Source organism: Christiangramia sp. 3-2217-3z, assembly GCF_051195275.1.
Classification (GTDB): domain Bacteria; phylum Bacteroidota; class Bacteroidia; order Flavobacteriales; family Flavobacteriaceae; genus Christiangramia; species Christiangramia marina.
Genome location: NZ_JBNJLI010000001.1, coordinates 350,313 through 375,174, shown reverse-complemented (window position 1 = coordinate 375,174; position 24,862 = coordinate 350,313). Strand labels below are relative to the sequence as shown.

24 protein-coding genes and 5 tRNA genes are annotated in these 24,862 nt (G+C 39.2%); 3 read left to right on the top strand and 26 right to left on the bottom strand.

Annotation, left to right across the window (positions count from 1 at the left end; all coding sequences use genetic code 11):
* Nucleotides 1-72: 72 nt before the first annotated feature.
* The 16 genes from rpoB to rpsU form a co-directional block, all read right to left on the bottom strand.
* Complete coding sequence (gene rpoB / locus ACSHZO_RS01830) at nt 73-3,885, bottom strand: DNA-directed RNA polymerase subunit beta (RefSeq protein WP_298246646.1); 3,813 nt, start codon at nt 3,883-3,885, stop codon at nt 73-75.
* Between the two features lie 136 nt (nt 3,886-4,021).
* Nucleotides 4,022-4,396, bottom strand: coding sequence for a 50S ribosomal protein L7/L12 (gene rplL / locus ACSHZO_RS01825; RefSeq protein ID WP_141877091.1), 375 nt, complete (start codon nt 4,394-4,396; stop codon nt 4,022-4,024).
* A gap of 56 nt (nt 4,397-4,452) precedes the next feature.
* On the bottom strand, nt 4,453-4,974 hold the full coding sequence (gene rplJ, locus ACSHZO_RS01820) for a 50S ribosomal protein L10 (RefSeq protein WP_298246389.1): 522 nt from the start codon (nt 4,972-4,974) through the stop codon (nt 4,453-4,455).
* Nucleotides 4,975-4,983: 9 nt separating this feature from the next.
* A complete protein-coding gene (gene rplA / locus ACSHZO_RS01815; protein ID WP_298246388.1) occupies nt 4,984-5,682 on the bottom strand; it encodes a 50S ribosomal protein L1 in 699 nt (232 codons plus the stop codon).
* Nucleotides 5,683-5,701: 19 nt separating this feature from the next.
* On the bottom strand, nt 5,702-6,139 hold the full coding sequence (rplK, locus tag ACSHZO_RS01810; protein WP_026915414.1) for a 50S ribosomal protein L11: 438 nt from the start codon (nt 6,137-6,139) through the stop codon (nt 5,702-5,704).
* A gap of 76 nt (nt 6,140-6,215) precedes the next feature.
* Nucleotides 6,216-6,767, bottom strand: coding sequence for a transcription termination/antitermination protein NusG (gene nusG / locus ACSHZO_RS01805; RefSeq protein WP_141877088.1), 552 nt, complete (start codon nt 6,765-6,767; stop codon nt 6,216-6,218).
* 14 nt (nt 6,768-6,781) lie between these two features.
* Nucleotides 6,782-6,979 carry a preprotein translocase subunit SecE gene (gene secE, locus ACSHZO_RS01800; protein WP_026915412.1) on the bottom strand — a complete coding sequence of 66 codons (198 nt, stop codon included), beginning with the start codon at nt 6,977-6,979 and terminating at the stop codon, nt 6,782-6,784.
* 18 nt (nt 6,980-6,997) lie between these two features.
* Nucleotides 6,998-7,070: transfer RNA gene (locus tag ACSHZO_RS01795), tRNA-Trp, on the bottom strand.
* 58 nt (nt 7,071-7,128) lie between these two features.
* Nucleotides 7,129-8,316: an elongation factor Tu gene (gene tuf, locus ACSHZO_RS01790; RefSeq protein ID WP_298246387.1), complete on the bottom strand. Its 1,188-nt coding sequence runs from the start codon at nt 8,314-8,316 to the stop codon at nt 7,129-7,131.
* Between the two features lie 57 nt (nt 8,317-8,373).
* Nucleotides 8,374-8,445, bottom strand: a tRNA-Thr gene (locus ACSHZO_RS01785).
* A 156-nt stretch (nt 8,446-8,601) separates the two neighbouring features.
* A tRNA-Gly gene (locus ACSHZO_RS01780) sits at nt 8,602-8,674 on the bottom strand.
* Nucleotides 8,675-8,811: 137 nt separating this feature from the next.
* Nucleotides 8,812-8,893 (bottom strand) — tRNA-Tyr (locus ACSHZO_RS01775).
* Between the two features lie 202 nt (nt 8,894-9,095).
* Nucleotides 9,096-9,169 (bottom strand) — tRNA-Thr (locus ACSHZO_RS01770).
* Between the two features lie 103 nt (nt 9,170-9,272).
* Complete coding sequence (gene hpf, locus ACSHZO_RS01765; protein ID WP_298246386.1) at nt 9,273-9,575, bottom strand: ribosome hibernation-promoting factor, HPF/YfiA family; 303 nt, start codon at nt 9,573-9,575, stop codon at nt 9,273-9,275.
* 37 nt (nt 9,576-9,612) lie between these two features.
* Nucleotides 9,613-10,503 carry a tyrosine-type recombinase/integrase gene (locus ACSHZO_RS01760; protein WP_298246385.1) on the bottom strand — a complete coding sequence of 297 codons (891 nt, stop codon included), beginning with the start codon at nt 10,501-10,503 and terminating at the stop codon, nt 9,613-9,615.
* Nucleotides 10,504-10,591: 88 nt separating this feature from the next.
* Nucleotides 10,592-10,786: a 30S ribosomal protein S21 gene (rpsU, locus tag ACSHZO_RS01755; RefSeq protein WP_026915408.1), complete on the bottom strand. Its 195-nt coding sequence runs from the start codon at nt 10,784-10,786 to the stop codon at nt 10,592-10,594.
* Between the two features lie 140 nt (nt 10,787-10,926).
* Here rpsU and ACSHZO_RS01750 point away from each other — a divergent pair, with 140 nt between their 5' ends.
* Nucleotides 10,927-11,799 (top strand): MBL fold metallo-hydrolase, encoded by an 873-nt coding sequence (locus ACSHZO_RS01750; RefSeq protein ID WP_298246384.1) that lies wholly within the window; start codon nt 10,927-10,929, stop codon nt 11,797-11,799.
* Between the two features lie 189 nt (nt 11,800-11,988).
* Here ACSHZO_RS01750 and ACSHZO_RS01745 read toward each other — a convergent pair whose 3' ends face one another.
* The 7 genes from ACSHZO_RS01745 to ACSHZO_RS01715 all read right to left on the bottom strand — a co-directional run bounded on the left by ACSHZO_RS01745 (nt 11,989) and on the right by ACSHZO_RS01715 (nt 19,594).
* A complete protein-coding gene (locus ACSHZO_RS01745) occupies nt 11,989-13,155 on the bottom strand; it encodes an acyl-CoA dehydrogenase family protein (RefSeq protein WP_298246383.1) in 1,167 nt (388 codons plus the stop codon).
* Between the two features lie 80 nt (nt 13,156-13,235).
* Nucleotides 13,236-14,099, bottom strand: coding sequence for a ComEA family DNA-binding protein (locus tag ACSHZO_RS01740; RefSeq protein ID WP_298246382.1), 864 nt, complete (start codon nt 14,097-14,099; stop codon nt 13,236-13,238).
* 12 nt (nt 14,100-14,111) lie between these two features.
* Nucleotides 14,112-16,184, bottom strand: coding sequence for an amino acid carrier protein (locus tag ACSHZO_RS01735; RefSeq protein WP_298246381.1), 2,073 nt, complete (start codon nt 16,182-16,184; stop codon nt 14,112-14,114).
* 144 nt (nt 16,185-16,328) lie between these two features.
* Nucleotides 16,329-17,339, bottom strand: a complete 1,011-nt coding sequence (locus tag ACSHZO_RS01730) for a potassium channel family protein (RefSeq protein WP_298246380.1) — start codon at nt 17,337-17,339, stop codon at nt 16,329-16,331.
* Nucleotides 17,336-17,566 (bottom strand): PspC domain-containing protein, encoded by a 231-nt coding sequence (locus ACSHZO_RS01725; RefSeq protein ID WP_295180503.1) that lies wholly within the window; start codon nt 17,564-17,566, stop codon nt 17,336-17,338. The genes ACSHZO_RS01730 and ACSHZO_RS01725 overlap by 4 nt, the downstream gene beginning before the upstream one ends.
* A gap of 9 nt (nt 17,567-17,575) precedes the next feature.
* Nucleotides 17,576-18,853 carry a DUF2851 family protein gene (locus ACSHZO_RS01720; protein ID WP_298246379.1) on the bottom strand — a complete coding sequence of 426 codons (1,278 nt, stop codon included), beginning with the start codon at nt 18,851-18,853 and terminating at the stop codon, nt 17,576-17,578.
* Nucleotides 18,854-18,901: 48 nt separating this feature from the next.
* Nucleotides 18,902-19,594: an SGNH/GDSL hydrolase family protein gene (locus ACSHZO_RS01715; RefSeq protein WP_298246378.1), complete on the bottom strand. Its 693-nt coding sequence runs from the start codon at nt 19,592-19,594 to the stop codon at nt 18,902-18,904.
* A 209-nt stretch (nt 19,595-19,803) separates the two neighbouring features.
* Here ACSHZO_RS01715 and ACSHZO_RS01710 point away from each other — a divergent pair, with 209 nt between their 5' ends.
* Together ACSHZO_RS01710 and ACSHZO_RS01705 are read left to right on the top strand one after the other, a co-directional pair.
* Nucleotides 19,804-20,004: a hypothetical protein gene (locus ACSHZO_RS01710; protein ID WP_298246377.1), complete on the top strand. Its 201-nt coding sequence runs from the start codon at nt 19,804-19,806 to the stop codon at nt 20,002-20,004.
* Nucleotides 20,001-20,372 carry a hypothetical protein gene (locus ACSHZO_RS01705; protein WP_298246376.1) on the top strand — a complete coding sequence of 124 codons (372 nt, stop codon included), beginning with the start codon at nt 20,001-20,003 and terminating at the stop codon, nt 20,370-20,372. The genes ACSHZO_RS01710 and ACSHZO_RS01705 overlap by 4 nt, the downstream gene beginning before the upstream one ends.
* A gap of 38 nt (nt 20,373-20,410) precedes the next feature.
* Here ACSHZO_RS01705 and ACSHZO_RS01700 read toward each other — a convergent pair whose 3' ends face one another.
* The 3 genes from ACSHZO_RS01700 to ACSHZO_RS01690 all read right to left on the bottom strand — a co-directional run bounded on the left by ACSHZO_RS01700 (nt 20,411) and on the right by ACSHZO_RS01690 (nt 24,857).
* The gene (locus ACSHZO_RS01700) at nt 20,411-22,516 is read right to left on the bottom strand and encodes an amino acid carrier protein (protein WP_298246375.1); all 2,106 of its coding nucleotides are present in this window, start codon (nt 22,514-22,516) and stop codon (nt 20,411-20,413) included.
* 38 nt (nt 22,517-22,554) lie between these two features.
* Nucleotides 22,555-23,535: a PLP-dependent cysteine synthase family protein gene (locus ACSHZO_RS01695; protein ID WP_295180514.1), complete on the bottom strand. Its 981-nt coding sequence runs from the start codon at nt 23,533-23,535 to the stop codon at nt 22,555-22,557.
* An 89-nt stretch (nt 23,536-23,624) separates the two neighbouring features.
* The gene (locus ACSHZO_RS01690) at nt 23,625-24,857 is read right to left on the bottom strand and encodes an ABC transporter permease (protein ID WP_298246374.1); all 1,233 of its coding nucleotides are present in this window, start codon (nt 24,855-24,857) and stop codon (nt 23,625-23,627) included.
* Between the last annotated feature and the right edge of the window lie 5 nt (nt 24,858-24,862).

The window sequence follows — 24,862 nt, the reverse complement described above, 5'->3', positions numbered from 1 at the left end:
AATAACTGCTGCTATTTATTGTGAATATTCAGTTTAGACGGGACGCCGGAACGTCCCGGTACAAACTGAATGTTATTCTTCAAGTTTAATATCCAAACCTAGACCTTTCAATTCGTGCATAAGTACGTTGAAAGATTCCGGCAATCCTGGTTCCGGCATTGGCTCACCCTTCACAATAGCCTCATAAGTCTTAGCTCTACCAATAACGTCATCAGACTTCACTGTTAGAATTTCTCTTAGAGTACTAGATGCACCGTAAGCTTCAAGAGCCCAAACCTCCATCTCTCCAAATCTCTGACCACCAAATTGTGCCTTACCACCAAGCGGTTGTTGAGTAATAAGTGAGTATGGTCCAATAGAACGAGCATGCATCTTATCGTCGATCATATGACCAAGCTTAAGCATGTAGATCACACCAACAGTTGCACGCTGGTCAAATCTTTCCCCGGTACCACCATCATAAAGATAAGTATGACCATATCTAGGTATTCCAGCATTGTCGGTTAGATCATTGATCTCTTCAATAGTAGCACCATCAAAAATTGGTGTTGCGTACTTCTTCCCGTTCTTCTGTCCAGCCCATCCAAGAACTGTTTCGTAGATCTGTCCAATATTCATACGCGATGGTACCCCAAGTGGGTTCAAGACGATGTCTACTGGTGTCCCGTCCTCAAGGAATGGCATATCTTCCTGGCGAACGATTCTTGCAACAATACCTTTGTTACCGTGGCGTCCTGCCATCTTATCCCCTACTTTAAGTTTACGCTTCTTAGCGATATAAACTTTAGCTAGTTTAAGAATTCCTGATGGAAGTTCATCTCCAACAGATATAGTGAATTTCTCTCTTCTAAGGTTACCCTGAAGATCGTTCTCCTTAATTTTATAATTATGTAAAAGATCAGCTACAAGTTCATTAAGATGATCATCTGTAGTCCATGTACCCGTAGTTAAGTGAGCATAATCGTCTACAGCGTTAAGCATCTTAAGAGTGTACTTCTTACCTTTCGGCATTACTTCTTCACCAAGATCATTCTGTACTCCCTGAGCAGTCTTTCCTCCAATAATGGCGAATAGCTTCTCAATAAGTTCAGCTTTTAAATTAGCGAATTTAGCATCGTACTTTTTCTCTAATGCCGCAACATCTTCTTTATCCTGAGCTCTCTTACGTTTATCCTTGATCGCTCTTGCGAACAATTTTTTATTGATAACAACACCACTAAGTGATGGAGAAGCTTTAAGAGAAGCGTCTTTTACATCACCAGCTTTGTCACCAAAGATCGCACGTAATAATTTTTCTTCAGGCGTAGGATCACTTTCTCCTTTAGGAGTGATTTTACCAATAAGAATATCACCAGGCTTCACTTCAGCACCAACTCTAATCATTCCGTACTCATCAAGGTCTTTAGTAGCCTCTTCAGAAACATTAGGAATATCATTAGTCAATTCTTCGTTACCCAGTTTTGTATCTCTAACTTCAAGCGAGTATTCATCAATATGGATAGAGGTAAAAATATCATCTCTTACCACTTTTTCTGAAATTACGATCGCATCCTCAAAGTTGTAACCTTTCCAAGGCATGAAGGCAACCTTCATGTTTCTACCAAGAGCCAGCTCACCTTTTTCGGTTGCATAACCCTGGCAAAGAACCTGTCCTTTAGTAACTCTATCCCCAACACTAACGATTGGTTTCAGGTTGATACAGGATCCCTGGTTAGTTTTACGGAATTTAATAAGATTATAAGATTTTGAATCATCATCAAAACTTACCATCCTTGCTTCGTCCGTACGATCGTACTTAATTACAATCTTGTTCGCATCAACGTACTCAACCTCTCCTTCACCTTCGGCATTGATCAATACACGAGAGTCTGTTGCAACCTGTCTTTCAAGTCCAGTTCCAACGATAGGAGAATCTGTTCTTAAAAGTGGTACAGCCTGACGCATCATGTTCGATCCCATCAACGCACGGTTGGCATCATCATGTTCCAAGAATGGAATAAGGGATGCGGAGATAGATGATATCTGATTTGGTGCAACATCGGTATAGTGAATCTCATTTGGATCTACAACCGGGAAGTCACCTTCCATTCGTGCAATTACACGATCTGTATTTATAGTACCATCATCCTTCAAAGGAATGTTGGCTTGAGCAATTTTTTTACCTTCTTCTTCTTCAGCACTTAAATAAATAGGCTCTTCGGAAATGTTGATCTTACCATCGGTAACACTTCTATATGGTGTTTCGATGAATCCCATTCCGTTTACTTTGGCATAAACCGAAAGTGATGAAATAAGACCAATGTTTGGTCCCTCAGGAGTTTCAATAGGACAAAGTCTTCCGTAGTGAGTATAGTGAACATCACGTACCTCGAACCCTGCTCTTTCTCTTGATAAACCACCTGGTCCTAATGCTGAAAGTCTACGCTTGTGCGTGATTTCTGCAAGAGGGTTCGTCTGGTCCATGAACTGAGATAACTGGTTTGTTCCGAAGAATGAGTTGATCACAGAAGACAATGTCTTCGCATTGATCAAATCGATTGGAGTAAACACCTCGTTATCACGAACGTTCATTCTCTCACGGATTGTTCTTGCCATACGTGCAAGACCAACACCGAACTGCTGAGATAGTTGCTCACCTACAGTCCTAACACGACGGTTAGATAAGTGATCAATATCATCAATCTCAGCTTTAGAGTTAATAAGCTCGATAAGATATTTTACAATAGTAATGATGTCTAATTTGGTAAGCACTTGCTTATCCATTTCAACTTCAAGACCAAGTTTTTTGTTCATTCTATATCTACCAACTTCTCCAAGGCTGTAACGCTGATCTGAGAAGAAAAGCTTGTCGATAATTCCACGAGCAGTTTCCTCATCTGGCGGTTCAGCATTTCGCAGCTGACGGTAGATATGTTCTACTGCCTCTTTTTCAGAGTTAGTAGGATCTTTTTGTAATGTATTGTGAATGATCGCATAGTCACCAGTCTGATTATCCTCCTTATGCAGTAGGATAGTTTTAGATCCGGTTTCAAGAATTTCTTCTATGTGATCTTTTTCAAGTTCAGTATCACGGTCAAGAACAATTTCGTTACGTTCGATTGAAACAACCTCACCAGTATCTTCATCTACGAAATCCTCATACCATGTATTAAGTACTCTGGCCGCTAATTTACGACCCAGGTATTTTTTTAGTCCTGTTTTAGACACCTTCACTTCTTCCGCAAGGTCGAAGATCTCGAGAATATCCTTATCACGTTCAAATCCAATTGCACGGAAAAGAGTTGTTACAGGTAATTTTTTCTTACGGTCGATATAAGCGTACATAACGCTATTGATATCGGTCGCAAATTCTATCCATGATCCTTTGAAAGGAATTACACGGGCAGAATAAAGTTTTGTTCCATTTGCATGGAATGATTGTCCAAAGAAAACCCCTGGAGAACGGTGTAGCTGAGAAACTACTACACGTTCAGCACCGTTAATGCAGAAAGTTCCACTAGGTGTCATATATGGGATAGTTCCCAAGTATACGTCCTGTACGATTGTTTCAAAATCTTCGTGTTCAGGGTCGGTACAGTATAATTTAAGTCTAGCCTTAAGTGGTACACTGTAGGTCAATCCACGTTCGATACATTCCTGGATGGAGTATCTTGGTGGGTCCACAAAATAATCTAAGAATTCTAGTACAAATTGATTACGGGTGTCCGTAATGGGGAAGTTTTCTAGGAAGGTGTTGTAAAGACCTTCATTTCCCCGCGCTTCTGATTTTGTCTCTAATTGAAAGAAGTCCTGAAAAGACTTAATCTGCAGATCCAGAAAGTCCGGATAAGCAGGCTTATTCTTAACAGAAGAGAAACTCAATCTTTCAGTTTGCTTTGCTAACATCAATGGACGGGATTATAATTTATTATATAAAAAATAGTGCGCTTGTTAAACGTTGAGTTCTATATACGCAAAATGGTTTAGACCTCCAGGAGTAATTCCTGAGGTCTAAACCTAAATAATATTGCTTGTGCTAAGCTTATTTAAGCTCAACCTCAGCTCCTGCTTCTTCTAATTGTGATTTTAGAGCTTCTGCTTCGTCTTTAGCTACTCCTTCTTTTACGGGAGCTGGAGCACCATCTACTAATGCTTTAGCGTCTTTAAGACCAAGACCTGTAAGTTCTTTTACAAGCTTAACTACAGCAAGCTTAGATCCACCTGGAGCTGTAAGAATTACGTCGAATTCTGTTTGCTCTTCAGCTTCTTCACCACCAGCAGCAGCACCACCAGCAACAGCTACAGCAGCAGCTGCAGGCTCGATACCGTATTCTTCTTTCAAAATATCAGCTAACTCGTTTACTTCTTTTACAGTAAGGTTAACTAGTTGTTCTGCGAAATCTTTTAAATCTGCCATTTTCTATCGTTTTTAAAAAGTTCTTTAATTATAATTGTTAAAAAGTGCGTACTATATTATCCTTCCTTTTCTGAAAGGGTCTTAAGGATTCCTGCGATCTTTCCACCACCTGATTTAAGTGCAGAAACAACATTTTTAGCAGGAGACTGAAGTAATCCAATGATATCCCCGATAACTTCTTCTTTCGACTTGATGTTAACCAATGTCTCAAGATAATCATCACCTACATAGATAGCTTCTTCAACGAAAGCACCTTTAAGTAGAGGCTTATCAGATTTCTTTCTGAAATCCTTAATTACTTTCGCTGGAGCATTTCCAGTTTCCGAAAGCAAAATTGATGTGTTACCTTTTAAAACTGTAGGAAGTTCTCCGAAATCTTTATCGGATGCCTCCATAGCTTTTGCAAGCAACGTGTTTTTAACTACCGATAACTTAACGTTTGCTTTGAAACAAGCTCTACGTAAGTTAGAAGTACTTCCAGCGTCAAGGCCAGAAATATCAGCTAAGTAGATAGTTTGGAATCCGGCTAGCTGAGCAGTTAAGTCTTCTATAACTTGTGATTTTTCTTCTCTTGTCATAATCGTAAATTATTGCTCAGTAAACCTTTTAGTATCTATCTCTATACTCGGGCTCATGGTACTAGTCATATAAATGCTCTTTATATATAGACCTTTAGCTGCCTGAGGCTTCAATTTTACCAGCGTAGTTAATAATTCTCTTGCATTACCTGCGATTTTCTCAGCATCGAAGGATGCTTTTCCAATTGCAGCGTGCACAATCCCTGTTTTGTCAACTTTAAAGTCGATCTTTCCAGCCTTCACATCAGACACTGCTTTAGCAATATCCATAGTTACCGTACCGGTCTTTGGGTTAGGCATAAGCCCTCTTGGTCCTAGAACACGTCCTAATGGTCCAAGTTTCCCCATAACGCTAGGCATGGTGATGATAACATCAACATCTGTCCAACCACCTTTGATTTTCTCAAGGTATTCATCTAATCCAACAAAATCTGCACCAGCTTCTTTTGCTTCTTCTTCCTTATCTGGAGTAACAAGCGCAAGAACTTTAACATCCTTACCTGTTCCGTGTGGAAGAGTTACAACACCTCTAACCATTTGGTTAGCTTTACGTGGATCCACGTTCAAACGAACTGCAAGATCTACAGAAGGATCGAAATTTGCGTTGGTAACATCTTTTATCAAAGCAGACGCCTCAGCAACCGTGTACGTTTTACCGTTCTCGATCTTTCCCTGAGCTTCTTTTTGCTTTTTAGTTAATTTTGCCATTTTCTAATTTCTTTTTGGATTAAAACGGTGCTTCACCTTTTACAGTTATTCCCATCGAACGAGCTGTTCCGGCAACCATTTTCATTGCAGATTCAACAGTAAATGCGTTAAGATCCTGCATTTTGTCTTCTGCAATCGCTTTAACCTGATCCCAAGAAACACTAGCTACTTTTTTTCTGTTCGGCTCACCTGAACCTTTTTTAGTTTTTGCCGCTTCCATCAATTGCACTGCTGCAGGTGGTGTTTTGATTACAAAATCAAAAGACTTATCCTTATAAACAGTAATTGCTACTGGAAGCACCTTTCCTTGCTTATCCTGAGTTCTACCATTGAATTGCTTACAGAATTCCATGATGTTCACTCCGGCAGCACCTAAAGCAGGTCCAACTGGTGGTGATGGGTTAGCAGCACCTCCGCGAACTTGTAGTTTTACAACTTTACTTACTTCTTTTGCCATTTTTCAAATTTTTAAATGATAGTTTATTGAGTGGAAGCTGAAAAAACTATCAAAAAATATATGTAACAGTAATTTTTTATACTTTCTCTACCTGCATATAACTCAACTCTAATGGAGTTTTTCTTCCGAAAATCTTAACCATTACTTCAAGCTTACGCTTTTCTTCGTTGATCTTCTCTACAGTTCCATTGAAACCATTAAACGGACCATCGATAACTTTGATTGTTTCTCCAATTGTGAATGGGATTGCAACATTGTCTGTCTTCACAGATAGCTCATCTACCTTTCCTAGCATTCTATTCACTTCAGATTTTCTAAGTGGCACCGGGTCCCCCCCTTTAGTTTCACCTAGAAATCCAATAACGCCATTTATCCCTTTAATAATGTGAGGAATCTCACCGCTGATATTAGCTTGAATCATTACATAACCAGGAAAATAAACTCTTTCTTTATTTACTTTTTTCCCGTTACGAATTTGTATTACTTTTTCAGTAGGCACAAGAACCTGGTCCACGAAATCTTCAAGACCCATATGAGCAATCTCTTTCTCTATATAGTCCTTAACTTTATTTTCCTGTCCACTTACAGCGCGAACCACATACCACTTTTTCTCCTTAGCTTCAGCCATCACTCTTTATTGTTTTATGATTTAACCCATTCGAAGTACTGCTCAATCGCTCCACTAAAAAGCGTATCAACACCCCAAATTGCCAATGAAAAAACAATCGAGAATACAGCAACAATCACTGTTAGCCTCTGAGCTTCAGACCAGCTTGTCCAGGTAACGTGGTTTTTTAACTCGTTATATGATTCTGAAATGTAATTAACAAATCCTGCCATGTTCTAAAAAAATATTTGCACGGGTTGAGAGGCTCGAACTCCCGACACCTGGTTTTGGAGACCAGTGCTCTACCAACTGAGCTAAACCCGTAAATATAAGTGAAGGCATCCCGCTTGTCACGGGATACCTTTTTATATATTGAAAATTCTTAGTCTAGAATTTCAGTTACCTGTCCAGCACCTACAGTTCTACCACCTTCACGAATTGCGAAACGTAGACCAGTATTCATTGCGATTGGCTGAATAAGTTCAACAGTAATAGTAAGGTTATCACCTGGCATTACCATTTCTACACCTTCAGGAAGGTTGATTGTTCCTGTTACATCAGTTGTACGTACGTAGAACTGTGGACGGTAGTTGTTATGGAATGGAGTGTGACGTCCACCTTCTTCTTTCTTAAGGATGTAAACCTCAGCTTTAAATTTAGCGTGTGGAGTTACAGATCCTGGCTTAGTAATTACCATACCTCTAGAGATTTGAGACTTCTCAATACCTCTTAGTAGGATACCTACGTTATCACCAGCTTCACCTCTATCAAGAATCTTACGGAACATTTCAACTCCAGTAATAGTAGAAGTAAGTTTTCCAGCTCCCATACCAATGATCTCTACAGGATCTCCTGTGTTTGCAACACCAGTTTCGATACGTCCAGTTGCCACTGTACCACGACCTGTAATAGAGAATACATCTTCGATAGGCATCAAGAAAGGCTTATCAACATCACGTTCTGGAAGTTCAATCCAGCTATCAACTGCTTCCATAAGATCAAGAACAGTCTTAGACCATTTCTCATCTCCTTCTAGCGCTCCAAGTGCAGAACCTGAAATTACAGGACCATTATCACCATCATACTCGTAGAAAGAAAGAAGATCTCTTACTTCCATTTCAACTAGTTCAAGAAGCTCCTCATCATCTACAAGGTCAACTTTATTCAAGAATACAACGATTCTTGGAATACCTACCTGGCGTCCAAGAAGGATGTGCTCACGAGTTTGAGGCATAGGACCATCAGTCGCAGCGACAACAAGAATAGCACCGTCCATTTGAGCAGCACCAGTTACCATGTTCTTTACGTAATCGGCGTGACCAGGACAGTCAACGTGAGCGTAGTGACGGTTAGCTGTTGAGTACTCAACGTGAGAAGAGTTAATTGTAATACCTCTTTCCTTTTCTTCAGGAGCGTTGTCAATTTGATCAAACGCACTAGCTTCTGAATATCCAGCATCAGCCATTACTTTAGTAATAGCTGCAGTTAAAGTAGTTTTTCCGTGATCTACGTGTCCAATTGTACCAATATTTAGGTGCGGTTTGGAACGATCGTAAGTTTCCTTTGCCATAATTAATACTTATTTAATCTTAGTTATATATTAGTGTTCAATTTTATACAAAACTAGAGCCAACGACGGGAATTGAACCCGTGACCTCTTCCTTACCAAGGAAACGCTCTACCCCTGAGCTACGTCGGCCAGACAATTGACTGTTTTAAACAGCGATATCCATAAACCTATCAGGCTTATGGAAAAGATCAGGCTCGAGGTACTTCAGTCATTTTAACCCTTAAAGAGCAAACCGATAAAAGTCGGTTATAGTGACCGGATAAATCCTGATTCAATTAAAATTAGAGCGGGAGACCGGGTTCGAACCGGCGACATTCAGCTTGGAAGGCTGACGCTCTACCAACTGAGCTACTCCCGCATTACCATTTTAGACTTTAATCTTTAGAATTATCTCGCTTTGCTTGATGATCCTGTTCGGGTGGCCCCGAACACAGATTTTAAACTCTCTGTTATACAAAAGCAATCTTTTGATAACAGCTTTATTTAAAATCTTTGTGGGGAGAGCAGGATTCGAACCTGCGAAGACGTAGTCAGCAGATTTACAGTCTGCCCTCGTTGGCCGCTTGAGTATCTCCCCAATAATTACCACTATTTCATAGAACCATTACTGAAACAGCTTAGCTTATAATGGTTTTTTTAACGGCTGCAAATTAAAGTAATTTTACAGCACCATCCAAAGCATTTTTTAAAATTTCTGTCAGATTTTTTGCAAGCTATTCATCAGCAATGATTTAAACTTGAAAGTTCTTTAGAAACTTCGGTGTTTTCAGTATTTCAAGAGCCGATGGAGGGACTCGAACCCACGACCTGCTGATTACAAATCAGCTGCTCTAGCCAGCTGAGCTACATCGGCCTTTTATGCTTAAAATTCCGCATAAAAAAGTCCGCTATTTCTAACGGACTGCAAATGTATATAAATTATTTCTTTATCAAAACATTATTAGAAAAAAAATCTCCTAAACATGAGCACTCATTTTTTCTTTTTTCTTGATAAGCTGCCTTTGTAATGAACTAACACATTCATCCACACAGGCTTCGAATTTATTACAGGTCTTTTTAACCATTAGCTCGCCCCCAGGAATACTCAATAAGATCTCTGTTATCTTATTTTCCTTGCCACTGGTATTTTCAACTTTAAAGAATACATCCGCATGGATAATTTTATCAAAATAATTGTCAAGCTTATCTAGTTTTTTCTGAGTGAAGTCAATTAGCTTTTGATCAGCATTAAAGTTCACAGACTGCAGATTCATTTTCATAATCAGGTTGAATTTAATTAAACAAATAAAAGAGCGGTTACTTATTATTGTTCCTGGGATGAGCACTCTTATGAATTTTACTCAATTCAGCAATACTATTATGCGTATAAACTTGCGTAGATGCCAGACTTGAATGTCCCAGCAATTCTTTTACAGCATTCATGTTTGCTCCCTGGTTCAATAAATGCGTGGCAAAAGTGTGACGCAGTATATGCGGACTCTTCTTAACCTTACCAGACACCTTACTAAAATAATTATTTATAATTCTATAAACAAGGCTTTCGTAGCTTTTGTATCCCTTCGCCGTAACGAACAAATAAGGACAATCTCGCAGCAATGGATTAGAGCGCTTAAGTGACACATACCTTTCTGCCGTGCTAACCACCTGTTTCAATAACGGTATATAACGCTCCTTATTTCTTTTCCCCAGTACTTTTAGCATATTACTACCTAAATCAAGATCCTGCTCTTTTATATTGATTAATTCTGCCCTTCTTATTCCCGTAGAATAAAATAGCTCTATCATCAATTTATCGCGCAGCTCTTCAAAAGTATCACCATGAAAATCATCCAGTACAGCCAAAACCTCTTTTTCAGAGAATGGAACCTGAATTTTCTTTGCCGCTTTTAGGGATCGATGTTTTGCAAGTGGAGAACTTCCTATCGCTGAAGTTTTCAGTAGAAATTTATAGTAAGCTTTAAGAGAGGACATTTTTCGATTGATGCTCTGGTTCGAAATACCAGAATCTGAAAGCTCCACGATCCAGTTTCGAATCTGGTTGTATGATACTTTCTCAATCTTCTCTTCGGAAAATTCCTGATTAATAAATTTCTGAAATTGGGTGAGATCTGCCTTATATGCCCTAATGGTAGTTTCGGCATAATTCTTTTCTAACTGAAGATACTCAAGAAAGGATTTCAAAGGCATAAAAAAACTGTTGATAGTCAAAGTTAGTAAACTTTAAACTAGCAACAGTTCTTATAATTTTCAGCTTTACAAAGGCCTGTTGATATCTCTAGATATCTTCTGCGTCTCTCAAATGCTGGATGTACTCCGCTTTTTGAATCTGAGCTCTACGCTCTACAGATGGTTTCGTAAAATGCTGGCGGCTTCTTAGCTGGCGCATAGTTCCTGTCTTGTCGAACTTTCGCTTGAAACGCTTAAGAGCTCTATCTATATTTTCTCCGTCTTTAACTGGTATAATTAACATAGTGTCATAACCTCCTCTCTTTTGGAATCGGCTGCAAAGATAATTCAATTATTAAATCTTCCAATGATTTAGCGATTTATTTCCTTATTAATATGACGTAAGCCTATTTTACCTAACTTCCCTAAATAATGTATGCTTCCATGAGAAAACTTACACTATCAATAGTATTTGCCTTTGCCTGCAGTTTCAGCAGTTTTGCATTCCAGAATATGGAACAGGTGGAAATTAAAACGCAGCAGATTACCAAAGAGGTATACCTCTTACAGGGTGCTGGTGGGAATATTGGAATTCTTACAGGGCCAGATGGAGTGTTCATGATAGATGATCAATTCGCGGCGCTATCAGATAAATTGATCGCGGCTATCGCTACTATTAGTGAACAGCCCGTTCGATTTCTGGTGAACACACATCATCATGGAGATCATACTGGCGGGAACGAAAACTTTGATGACCAGGGAGCGCTTATTCTGGCGCATGAAAATGTTCGCGGGCGATTGAAAGAGAAAGCGACAGACAGTACTGCTGGCATTCCGGTTATTACTTTTAATGAGCAGTTAAATCTACATATCAATGCAAATGATGTGATGGTATTGCACGTTCACAACGCTCATACAGATGGTGATGCGCTTGTATACCTACCACAAAGCAATGTTTTACACACTGGTGACACTTTTTTCAACGGAATGTTTCCCTATATAGATTTGAGTAGCGGCGGTAGTGTAGATGGTGATATTGAAGCTGCGGAAAAAGGCCTGTCTATTATCAATGAAAAAACAAAGATAATTCCGGGACATGGTGATCTCGCAAGCTATGAGGATTATTCAAATTATCTATCTATGCTAAAAAGTATCCGGGAAAATGTTCAGAAGAAAATCGATCAGGGTGCTACTGAAGAAGAAATCGCACTTGATGAATCGCTCACTTCTGAATTTTATACTGATCAAGAAGCCAGTGAATTTTTTATCAACGGAGAAAAGATCAGGAGAACCTTTTATAATAGTTTAAAAAAATAGCCCCGGAAATTCCAGGGCTATTTTCTTATAATAATTATTCGCCCACTTAGCAGCTGGCTTGTACTCCTTCTTATCTATTACCATTTTCGGAAGAAAAATGAATTTTCGCAAAAATACTATTTAGCTGCAGGCTTGTATTCTTTCTTATCAATTACCATTTTTACGCGAAAATGAATTTTCGCAAAAATGCTACTTAGCTGCTGGTTTGTATTCCTTCTTATCGATTACCATTTTTGCGATAATCTCTTTCAGAATTTCAGAAGTTCCACCGCCAATTGGTCCTAACCTACTGTCACGGAACATTCTTGCCATTGGGTAATCTTCCATATATCCGTATCCACCTAACATTTGCAGACATTTATACATTACCTCGTCTGAAATTTTAGTCGCTAGTAGTTTAGACATGCTTGCCTCTTTTACTACATATTCCCCATCATTCAAACGTTGAGTCGTTGCATAGTTAAACTCTTTGATCACCTCTACTTCACTTACCATTTCGGCAACAGTATGTCTCAATGCCTGAAATTTATCCAGGGAACGTCCAAAAGCTTCACGCTCATGCATATAACCCATCGTGTATTCCAGTGCAAATTCTGAGCGTGCATGAGCATTTACACCCATGATCAAACGCTCTAGAGCGAAATGTTGCATGATATAATTAAAGCCCATTCCCTCTTCACCAAGTAAATTCTCAACAGGTACTTTTACATTATCAAATGCAAGTTCTGCAGTATCTGATGCTCTCCAGCCCAGTTTATTTAGTTTATTTGCTGAAATTCCTGCAAACTCTTTATCCAACAGGAACATGCTCATTCCTTTATTTCCTTTTTCAGGATCTGTTTTTGCAGCTACCACATAAAAATCTGCATACACTCCGTTGGTGATAAAAGTTTTTGAACCATTGATCACATAATGATCACCCTTCTTAACAGCCGTAGTTTTCATACCAGCAACATCAGATCCTCCAAATGGTTCTGATATCCCAAGACAACCAATCATTTCACCTTCAATCGCAGGTGTAAGGTATTTCTCTTTGAGCTCATGACTGGCTTCAACCTTTAAGTGCGTCATAGCAAGATAAGCATGCGCCCACATCGCTGCTGCAAAACCACCTGAGTTTACTTTCTGAAGTTCCTCAAGAAATATAATCGTATAAAACAGATCTAGGGCCATTCCTCCATACTCTTCCGGTTGATTAAGACCGAAATAACCCATTTCTCCAAACTTCTTCCAGATAAACCTTTCAATGGTTCCGGTTTCCTCCCATTTATCTACGTGAGGCACTACTTCCTTCTGAAGAAATTCCTGGAAACTCTTCCTGAAAAGTTCATGTTCCTCTGTAAAATATCTACTCATTTCTATATATTTTTTCCCGGCAAAAAAGCCGTATTAGCAATTATTATATTTACAATTTCAGATCGATTTTCTAACAAAAATCACTGTACTGACAAATATAATTTAATTCTATCGATTTTATCGGAAGGAAACCCACTGATTTTTGTCAATTCTTCAAAAGACCGAATCCCTTCATTCATGATTCTGTAATTAATAATTTTCCTGGCCAGAGCAGGATTAAAATAAGGCAATTCTGCCAGTTCGGCTTCTGTGATAGAATTAATATTCTGGAGGATTACCTGTGGTTTATTGACAACCTGGAACTTTTCATTGATCCTGGCGATCACATCAGGACTTAATCCATACACATCCTTCAATTGTTCTTCGGAAAGAAAACCTCCAATACTTTTTCTATATTTCACGATCCTTTCTGAAAGTTTTTCACCAATGCCATTTACAACCTGAAGGTCTTCAGCTGAAACAGTATTAAGGTCGGCAATCGAAATATCAACAGCTTTTTCAGTTATAGGTTTCTGAAGCTTTCCTGAGTTCTTAACCCACTCAGGAAATCGGAAAGAAGGTTCTATGATTATCATCAAACTATCACTTACTCCGGTCACTGTCTGGAATTCTTCAGCAGAATTAATCCATTTATTGGTAGCACGGTACTTCAATAATTTATCGATCTCTTCTACGCTCATTCCTATTTGATATCCTTTGAAATCTGATAAATAATTTGGATTGAAAGGATATATCGTATCCTTCACTATAGGTTTCAGCTTGCGGATAGAATCTAACTGATTCTGGAATTTTATAATTTTTTCATCATTTACAGGCTCGCTATCTTTAGATACATAATCACTTCCAAAGAGAATCAACTGCAAGATGATAATGACCAGCACCAAAATAAAAATCCCATTCTGCTGACTTCTTGAAAGCGCGAAATGGGATTTCAAAAATTTCATATTAGAGAGAGCCTATGCGGCTGGCTCTTCAGTTTTATGGAATAACTCTCCAGCCTTAAGCTTCCTTGAGTAATCCTTAAGATCTTTACTAACTTCTCCAATCATAATATAGAGACCTATAATATTAGGGAAGGACATCGCCAGGATCATCATATCTGAGAAATCGAGCACTGCTCCTAAACTAACAGAGGCTCCAACTACCACGAATATTAGAAATAAAACCTTATAAATGATTTCGTTTGTTTTACTTTTTCCGAATAAATAAGTCCAGGCTCTCATTCCATAATAAGACCATGAGATCATCGTTGAAAATGCGAATAAAAATACTGCAGTTGCCAGAACATATGGGAACCATGAGATCACACTTCCAAAAGCACTAGATGTTAATTCTACTCCTCCAATACCTTCTACTTCGTGCATTCCTGTAAAAATCAACACTAATGCCGTTAGCGTACAAACTACTACGGTATCGATAAATGGTTCTAAAAGAGCAACAAAACCTTCAGATGGCGGATGATTCGTTTTCGCTGCACTATGCGCAATCGCTGCGGAACCTACACCAGCCTCATTCGAGAAAGCTGCACGCTGGAATCCTACGATGAGAACACCAATAACTCCACCTTTAAGAGCACTTGGATTAAAAGCTCCATCCCAGATCGCCGTGAATGCAGGACCTATATTTTCGATATTTACACCTATTACGACTAGAGCACCCAATACATATACTCCTGCCATGATTGGCACGATCTTACCAGTTACCTTAGCAATACTGCTAATACCTCCAATAATTACAATACCTACCAATACTGCTACTACGATCCCAAATATAAATCCATTTCCTTCCAGCATTGGAAATTCTCCAGCAAGAATAGAGAATGACTGGTTGGCCTGAAACATGTTTCCACCACCAAAAGAGGCACCGATCGCAAGTATCGCGAAAAAAGCGGCAAGAAATTTACCAAGACCTCTTTTGTTTCTTTTTTCAAGACCATATCTCAGGTAGTTCATTGGACCACCAAACACACGACCATCAGCATTAATGAATCTATATTTTACACCTAAAGTACATTCTACAAATTTAGAAGACATTCCAAGAAGTCCCGCAAGGATCATCCACATCGTTGCACCGGCACCTCCTAATGAGATCGCCACTGCCACACCAGCAATATTACCTAGACCTACTGTACCAGAAACGGCAGTAGCCAAAGCCTGGAAGTGAGTTACCTGTCCGGGAGCGTTTGGATCATCATATTTACCCTTAGCCAGTTGCAAGGAGTGTTTGAATCCTCTAATATTAATAAAACCTAACCTGATCGTGAAGAACAATGCTCCAAGAACAAGCCAGACCACGATAAATGGAATATTCTTAGTTTGAGGATCTCCATTAGGATGAAGAAGCGCTACCGGCTCATCATATACAATGCTGCCAAAGTACTGAGCTCCCTGCTCAATAACATGTTGCTTATTTTCAGAATTATAAATAACTTCACCTTCCGCTTGAAATTGATCCAGTGTACCATCAGCGTTCGCAAGCACTTCTATGCTTTCGTCATTCTTAGTAACAATCGCGATAGGATCTCCTTCGTTCACATGCTCGCCATCTTCCACCAGCCATTCTTCGAGAACAAATTTAGCATCTTCAGAAGCACTCCAGGTTGGAGCTTCAATTCTTTTGATATCAGCATAAATAACAGGATCGTAAACTCCCATAGCCGTAAATGGATCCCAGAAAAGGACACTTCCCATACTTGCTACGATAGGAGAAAAAGTTCCATTGAAGTGTTCGGTAATAGCTTCTGCCTCTACCTGGTACTCGCCTTCAAATTTGTTTCCTGCAGCATCAGTTACTACTACCGTATAAGGAACACCTTCTGTAAGACCTGCGGTCTTATTAGATTCCAGGCTGGTTCCCTGGTTGGACCATTTATACTGGTAAGGAGGAGTTCCTCCTTTTACATCCAGTTCAATGAATCCATTATTTATTACTTTGGAGGGGTTTCCTACCTGGGCTTTTACGTCTAGTTCCTGTGCAGATAGTCCTACAATCGAAAATAAAAAGAACATTGAAAGCAAATACTTTCTCATATGGAAATTTGGTTATTTATAATGAAGTTAAATTTTCAGCGCGTGAATATGCTAAAAAATTGAGCTAAAACAAACTTTTGGGAGTTAAATTGTGAATGTCATGTTAAAGGAAACGAGGCTTTTATTAAAATTTGAATCCAATTTCTAAACTGAATAATACTTTTTTAAATGCTCAATTTGATCAGGTCTGCCAATCATAATCAACTTAGAATCACGCTCGATACGTTGAGATGGCTCCGGGTTCACCACATAAGTTCCAGAGGGTGATTTATACCCAATAACAGAGCAACCGGTTTTTTTCCTAATATTGGTTTCAGAAATTGACCTTTCCACTCCATCTGTACAAATCTTGGAAAATGAGACCTGCTCTACATTGATACTGTCCTGCTCTCCTGAGACAGAAAGATTATCCAGAAATTCGACCAGATCTGGAACCACTACGAGCGAAGCCATGTGACTTCCTCCTATTCTATCGGGCATGATCACATTATCTGCACCGGCAAGTTTCAACTTTTTATAACTGTTTTCTTCCGTGGCCCTGCTAATGATCTTAAGATCCTTTTTCAACTGTCTTGCTGAAAGAACGATGAACAGGTTGTCTGCATCCCTGGGAAGTGCACAGATCAAAGTCGATGCTCGCTCCACACCAGCAAGGCTAAGCACCTCATCTTCGGTAGCATTTCCTACAATATAATTGAGCCTGTCATTTTCCAGATTCTGAAAGACTTCCTCATGATCATCTATGATAACAAAATCCTTTCGGTAGTCTAATAATTTCTGAACTGCCTGCTTCCCGTTCTGACCGTAACCGCAAACAATGATATGATCATTCAGGGAGTCTATCCTTTTCTTCATTTTATTACGTTTTAGATTACCAATGTTATTTTTATTCAGGATATGTTCTGTGATTGTGGAGAGACCGAATCCAAAGATGAATAGTCCGGAAATAATGAAAAAAGAAGTAAATAGTTTTCCGTAGGCTCCCATAGGCTGGACTTCCCCATAACCTACTGTACTTACGGTAATAATAGTCATATAGAGCGCATCGACCCACGTATAGTCATATAAGAACCTGAAACCAACGATTCCGGTAACGAATACCATAATAATCAAGACTACAGCCAGTCTGATCCTGGAATCTATTAATTGTCTCATAGATCGAATACAGAGGTTCTTTTTGTGTAGACCAGGTCTTTAAGCTTTAGCCAGAATGCTAGGATCAGATATACGATAAAGCCTGCACCCATGGTAAAAAAGCTGGCATATATAAAGAACAACCGAACATTCTTAGCGCGAATTCCCATCTTATCTGCCATCCTTGTAGATACGTAGAATCCGTGCTTTTCGAGATAATGTCTCATGTTCGATACCATGCCTGCCATATTACAAATTTAAGCGTATTTAACAGATTTTTTCAATATTGTCGCGCCTAATTCACAGTGCAAACATCTATCCTTACTACAATAATTCTTCTTGAGCTCAAGCGCCGCCTGCGATTCTAGTGCATTCCTGACTGTACCCGTTCTTAAATTATTAAACATATTCACTATCGAGTTCTTTTCGGGCTTTAGGCTTGTTACTATTTCATAGAGACTGGACTCTGGTTCTCCAGAACTTTTTGAGAATGCGAATTTCAATGGGATTACAAAATTGATCACCAAAAGTTCGAAGAAAGTGTTGCTTAATTTTTTTGACCTGCAATTATGTGGTTTATCAAAGTTATAGTGAGTCTTCCAGTAGTCTGAAACCTCAATAGAAAAAAGAGATCTTATTTCATTTAAATCTTTCGCAGTAATAATGTCTGAAAAGAATGAGGCTCGCTGAGCATACAAACCTGCGAGCTGGGCCAGCCTAATCGTAGGAAAGTTATCAGGTCTTAATCTGAAAAATTCTGGTTTAGTATCAATTAAAGGTATACGAAATTTGTGTTTTAGAAACTCGAATTCTGTGCCTAGTTCATCTGAATACTGATCTGCTCCATGGATCAAATTAGAATAACCCATAAACAGTGCTTCTAAAGAAAACTGATTCCCGCCTAATTTTGCAACCAAAGAATAGCCCAGATTTTCCGCTATATTTGAAAAGTAATCGCCGTTGATGTTTAAACCAAACGCTCTAAAAAGCAGGATCATGCATGCCGTGTTCCAATCATTATTGGAACGTTGCAGCACTTCGAATATCAATGCTGACTTTCTTTCGAGTCTTTCGAAATATAATCTTTCGAACCAGTGGTCAATCTCAAAACTGGAAAATTCAGAAAAACTGTCTTCACAATTGATACTATGATGACGACTCTCCAGCAGGTGACGGTATTTTGCGATCATAGAAAAATCGACGATATTCTTCAGTTCAAATACTGGTAGAAGGCTTCCATTTCTTCGGAAGATATTCTCATCGTGTTCCCATACTACATGCAGGATCACATTGTCATAGGCAGGATCTGTTTCATGATGATGAAGGTACCAGTCTGATGATTTTAAATGCATTTCAACATTCCCAGCCCATTTGATTCCAGTGATTATTAAATGAGCATTAAAGAAATCGGGACCAGATAAGTCGTTTTGAGAACCGGTCGAAATGATCTGTAAAGGCTCACCTTCCGAAGTTCTAAGACATTCGGAATCAAACTTCTGAAACTTCCAGAGATAATAAAGAAGGTCTTCTTTCACTCTCCGAATGTATCAAATTATTCATTTGAAAATGAAGTGCTAAGAAAATTAATTAGGTAATTTTTCTGCTACCTGAGATATGTATTGCTCTACCCAAAGTTGATACTGTAATGCACTTGGATGCAAACCATCACTTGCTACCAGTTCAGGGTTGCTGCTATTTCTTGAAATTGGGGTAATGTTATAGAACACTACTCCAAATTCATCTGCAACTCTTTTAAAAACCTGGTTGAACCTGTCAATTTCAGCACTGATTTTCTCCTGGTTTGAAGATCCAAAAGGTGTATAACCATAATCCGGAATACTTACGGCGAAAACACCTTTTTCTAGGGTTTTAGAATGATTGATTGCACGCCTGAAGATCTGGCGTAATTCTTCTTCGTATTCTGTAATAAGTTTTCCCTGATACTGGTTGTTAACCCCGATCAAAATAGAAACCAGGTCAAAATCGCGTTGCACTTCCAGGTTCTGGTCCATTCCCCGCAAGAGATCTGAAGTCGTCCATCCCGTTTTTGCAATAATCATTGGCGCCGCCATTTCATAATTTCTATTTCGAAGTTGCTCGGTTAATTGTACCGGCCATCTTTCAGTTTCCCGAACGCTCTCCCCTATCGTATAAGAATCACCGAGTGCCAGGTAGGTATATTTCGGAGTTTCTGGAGTTTCGTTGCTCGTAGTATCCATGGTTGCATTACAGGATACCATTAGTATTGCCAAGAGTAAAAAGTATAATTTTTTCATAAGTTCAATTTCAGCAATGAAATTACTTTATATAAATTTATTCTGAAATAGAATTTAGTATAATTCTGAAGACTAGGGTTTTCATAAAGCTTCATTAATTGGAGTTGATGCATGACCAGTTTTTCTATCTTAGAAATTAATTTGAAGATCAATAGAATTTCAGCAGTCGAGTTCATTCAACTAAACTAATCGAGAAAGCCCAGTACAACATGGAGAAGAATCCGAAGAAAACTAAATTAAAATCCAGTCGAAGACCCGGAGAATATAAACGAAAGTCAGCACCGGAACCTGCAGAAGAACATAAAAATCCTATTGTACGTTTCCTTGCCAGAACCGGGTACACAGTCTGGCTCATTGTACTTGGAATAGGCATTGTAATTGCCTTTGTAGTATCTGTTGCGCTCTTATGAGATTACTGAATGCCACCTTTATTCTATACGCATTGATCTTTATAATTTTCGAAGCTCTAAAGTCTACTGGAGTGAACTTTCCAGAATGGACCACATCATACCTCAACGACATTTTATGCATGCCTATCATTTTGACCATATGTCTGAAAATGGTGCATTACCTCACAAAGGATAGATCGATCAAAATAAGTATTGCCCAGGCGCTAGTGCTTACGTGTTTTTATGCTATATATTTTGAATTGATACTTCCGCAGTTTGTAGATAGATATACTGCAGATCTCGTTGATGTTCTGCTCTATTTTACAGGAGCCACTCTATTTCTCTGTTTACAAGCATCTGCTAATATGAAACAAAAAACTCTTCCGTAGAAGGAAGAGTTTTTATAGATCTTTCAGTAAAAACCTCATCAGGCATCTCTGAATTTAGGATTGATAAACAATTCTCCGTTTTTGAGTCGCTCCCAGTAGTTTTCCATATCAGCTCTGACTTCCCCGGACATAATATATAATCCAATGATATTGGGAAATGACATCGCGAGAATCATCATATCTGAGAAGCTTAAAACTGCTCCAAGACTTACTGATGCTCCTACTACTACAAATATCAGGAATAAGACTTTATAAATAATTTCAGATTTCTTGCTTTGCCCGAATAGATAGGTCCAGGAACGCATCCCGTAATATGACCAGGAAACCATCGTGGAAAAAGCAAATAAGAAAACCGCAAGTGCCAGTACTGCCGGGAACCAGGAAATAACGCTTCCGAAAGCATCTGAAGTCAGTTCAACCCCTTTTATTCCACCGCCTACTTCATGCATTCCGGTAAAAATAAGCACCAATGCCGTCATCGTACACACGACCATCGTATCGATAAAAGGCTCTACTAAAGAAGTAAACCCATCTGCAATAGGATTATTGGTTTTGGTAGCACTATGTGCGATAGCTGCTGAACCAACCCCGGCCTCACTGGAAAATGCTGCTCTTTGCAGACCAACAATTAGTACTCCGATAAAACCACCCTTTAAAGCATCTGCGGAAAAGGCTCCGTTATAAATCGCTGAAAATGCAGCACCAATATTTTCAATATTCACCCCAATCACAACTGCGCAACCTAGGATATAGATAATCGCCATTACAGGTACTACTTTACCAGTGACCCGTGCGATACTGTTAATTCCTCCAAGGATCACCGCTCCAACAAGGATGGCGAATCCAACTCCAAACAAGAATCCCTGACCTTCCAGAAAAGGTAATTGTTCAGAAACTATTTTAAATGCCTGGTTGGACTGTATCATATTACCACCTCCAAAAGAAGCTCCAACACCTAATATTGCAAAAAGGCTGGCAAGGAATTTCCCAAGACCTTTCATATTTCTTTTCTCCAGGCCGTAACGCAAATAATTCATTGGCCCACCAAAGATTCTACCATCTTCGTTGATCTCTCTATATTTCACCCCTAATGTACACTCAGTAAACTTTAGTGACATCGCGAAGAATCCGGCACAGAACATCCAGAAAGTTGCTCCGGCCCCACCAAGTGAAATTGCAACCGCAACACCGGCTATATTCCCAAGACCAACGGTTGCTGAAACTGCCGTAGCCATTGCCTGAAAATGTGTTATTCTACCCGGTGCATCCGGATCATCATATTTCCCTTTGGCTAACTGAATAGAATGAGAGAAACCACGAATATTTACGAAACCAAGTCTTATAGTAAAGAAGATACTTCCCAGAATAAGCCAGATCACGATAAAAGGAATGGAGTTCGTGATCACATCACCATTGGGATGATGCAAAGGCTGAGGCTCGTTGAATTCAATTTTGGCGATCATATGAGCATTTTGCTCAATCACATCATCCTGGTCATTTGGGTCAAAAATCTCGTTGCCTTCCAGAACCAGGTAGTTCATGGTACCATCAACTTCTGAAAAGATCTCTTTCTCCTCTCCAGATTCGCTTTCTATAATAGCAATTTTATCACCTGCAGCTACCTGACCACCATCCTCAACCAGCCATCGCTTCAAACTGAAAGTTTTACTTGTAGTTGCATCCCAGTTCGGGATTGGTATTTCTCTGTCATTGGTATAAACAACCGGGTCGTAGATCCCAACTGCTGCAAAAGGATCCCAGAATAATATGCCGCCTAGAAAATCTACTGCCGGCTGCACTTTACTGTTTACGACTTCAGTGATCGCTTCAGCAGGTATTTCAAACTTTTTGGTAACACTTACTCCGTTGGCATCGGTCACAGTTACCGATTCTTCCTGACCTTCAGTTATACCTGTGGATTTATTAGATTGAAGGGGAGTGCTTTGCTTTGTCCATTTGTAGGTGTAAGGAGCTTTTCCTCCTTCAACATTAACCATGGTGACCCCGTCGTTGATCTCCCTGGTAGGATTATTCAGATCTAAAGTTACTTTAAGATCTGATTCTTTCCTTTCATCGTCCTGCGCATGTATTGAGAGCGACAGCATAAAGAATAAACTGGTTAAAAACCACGCATTCTTAGTCATATAAAAAATCAATTAGTTCCTACATTCTATAACCGGTGTTAGTCAATGTAACCCATTTTTCTCATCCAGTCATCATTATACATTTTACCTACATATCGGCTTCCGTGGTCATGGAAAAGCACTACCACGACATCATCCTTAGTAAAATGTTCTTTTAGTTGTAACAGCCCTTTTACCGCTGCACCTGCACTATTACCTAAGAAAAACCCTTCTTCCTTTGATAATTTCTGCGTATAAACTGCTGCATCTTTATCTGTTACCTTCGTAAAACCGTCGATCACATCAAAGTCAACGTTTTTAGGCAAAATATCCTCTCCAATTCCTTCGGTTACGTAAGGATAAATTTCCTTTTCATCGAATTCACCAGTTTCGTGATATTTCTTGAATACTGAACCGTAAGTATCTATTCCCCAAACCTTAATATCGGGATTTTTTTCTTTCAAATATTTTCCAACACCAGAAATAGTTCCACCAGTCCCTACTCCAACAACAAAATGGGTTACTTTTCCATCTGTTTGTTTCCAGATCTCAGGGCCTGTAGATTCGTAATGAGCTTCACGATTTGCGAGATTATCATATTGATTTACGTACCAGCTGTTCGGAGTTTCTTCAGCAAGTCTGCGGGAAGTAGAATAATAAGATTGGGGATCATCTGGTTCCACATCTGTAGGACAAACCACCACTTCACTTCCAACTGCGCGAAGAATATCCATCTTTTCCTTGCTCTGCTTGTCACTCATCACGCAGATCATTTTATAACCTTTAACGATGGCTGCAAGTGCCAGCCCCATTCCAGTATTCCCTGAAGTTCCTTCAATGATGGTTCCTCCTGGTTTTAATAAACCTTTGGCTTCGGCGTCCTCTACCATTTTCACAGCCATTCTATCTTTTACCGAATTCCCGGGATTAAAGGTTTCATACTTTGCCAGTACAAGCGCATCGATATCCTCAACGATCTTGTTCATCTTAACCATAGGAGTATTCCCAATGGTTCCTAAAATATTCTCAGCGTAATCCATGCTTACAATTTTCTTTAACGTCTGCAAATGTAAAAAAACCTTTGGCCTTAAACCAAGCTTTACCACGTCAACTATGAGAGCTGTAATTATTAATCGAATTTGATCGCCTTAACCGGAGAGATTTTGGAGATGATCACTGATGGAATTAACAGCATAAGCATGCAGAGAATCAAAGTGCCGATATTCACGAGTAGAATATAATCCCAGCTTAAATAGATTGGAACTTCGGTGACATAATAAGTTCTGGGATCAAGCGGAATCAGTTTAAAATATTTCTGAAGCGCCAGCAGACCAATTCCAATTAAATTTCCCCAGAAGAGTCCCAACACTATTAGATAAGCGGCATTATACAGAAAGATCTTCCGAATACTCCAATCTGCCGCTCCAAGTCCTTTCAGCATTCCGATCATTTGGGTTCTTTCCAGGATCAAAACCAATAATGCGGTGATCATATTAATTCCTGAAACAAGGATCATAATACCAAGAATAAGCGCCATATTAAAATCGAAAAGGGACAACCATTCGAAAATCGAGTAGTATTTCTGACTGATCGTTTGAGTATCCAGAAAAGACCCTGTATTCTCATAAACCTCATTTCCTTTAGAATCAAGTTCATCAAAATCTTCTACGAAAACTTCAAAATTACCAATCTCATCCTCTTCCCACCGGTTTATTCTCTGGATATGCCTGATATCTGTAAGCATATACAACTCATCAAATTCCTGAAAACCGGATTCGTAAATACCCACAATTTCAAAACTACGCTGTAAAGGCAGATCACTATCATCACGCATAAAATAGGTAGCCACCCGGTCACCATTCTTCAGCTTAAGCCTGTTGGCGAGATATTCAGAGATTAGAATTTCGTTATTAAGGTTTTCAGAATAGCTGGGTAATCTACCCTGCGTAAGGAATTCCTCGAAATAATCCCATTTGTAATCGGCTCCTACACCTTTGGCCACAATCCCTTCAAAATCTTCCTCTGTTCGAATAACGCCAAAAGTACTTGCAACGGCCTGGACATGATCGATACCTTCCACGCTGGTGAATTCGGGATAAAAATCCTGATCTGTTGAAACTGGAGTTAATGAAACTTTGGAGCTATTGTTATCATAGCTGGAGATACTAATATGACCGTTAAAAGCAGCGATCTTAACCCTTATTTTCTCCTGCAAACCAAGGCCGGTCGCAAAAGACACAAGCATCATCACAACCCCTATAGCAATTGCGGTGATCGCTATTTTTATTATAGGAGCAGATATGCTACTTTTATATTTTTTCGCGCTAATAAGGCGCTTTACTATAAAGTACTCGAAATTCAAATTGC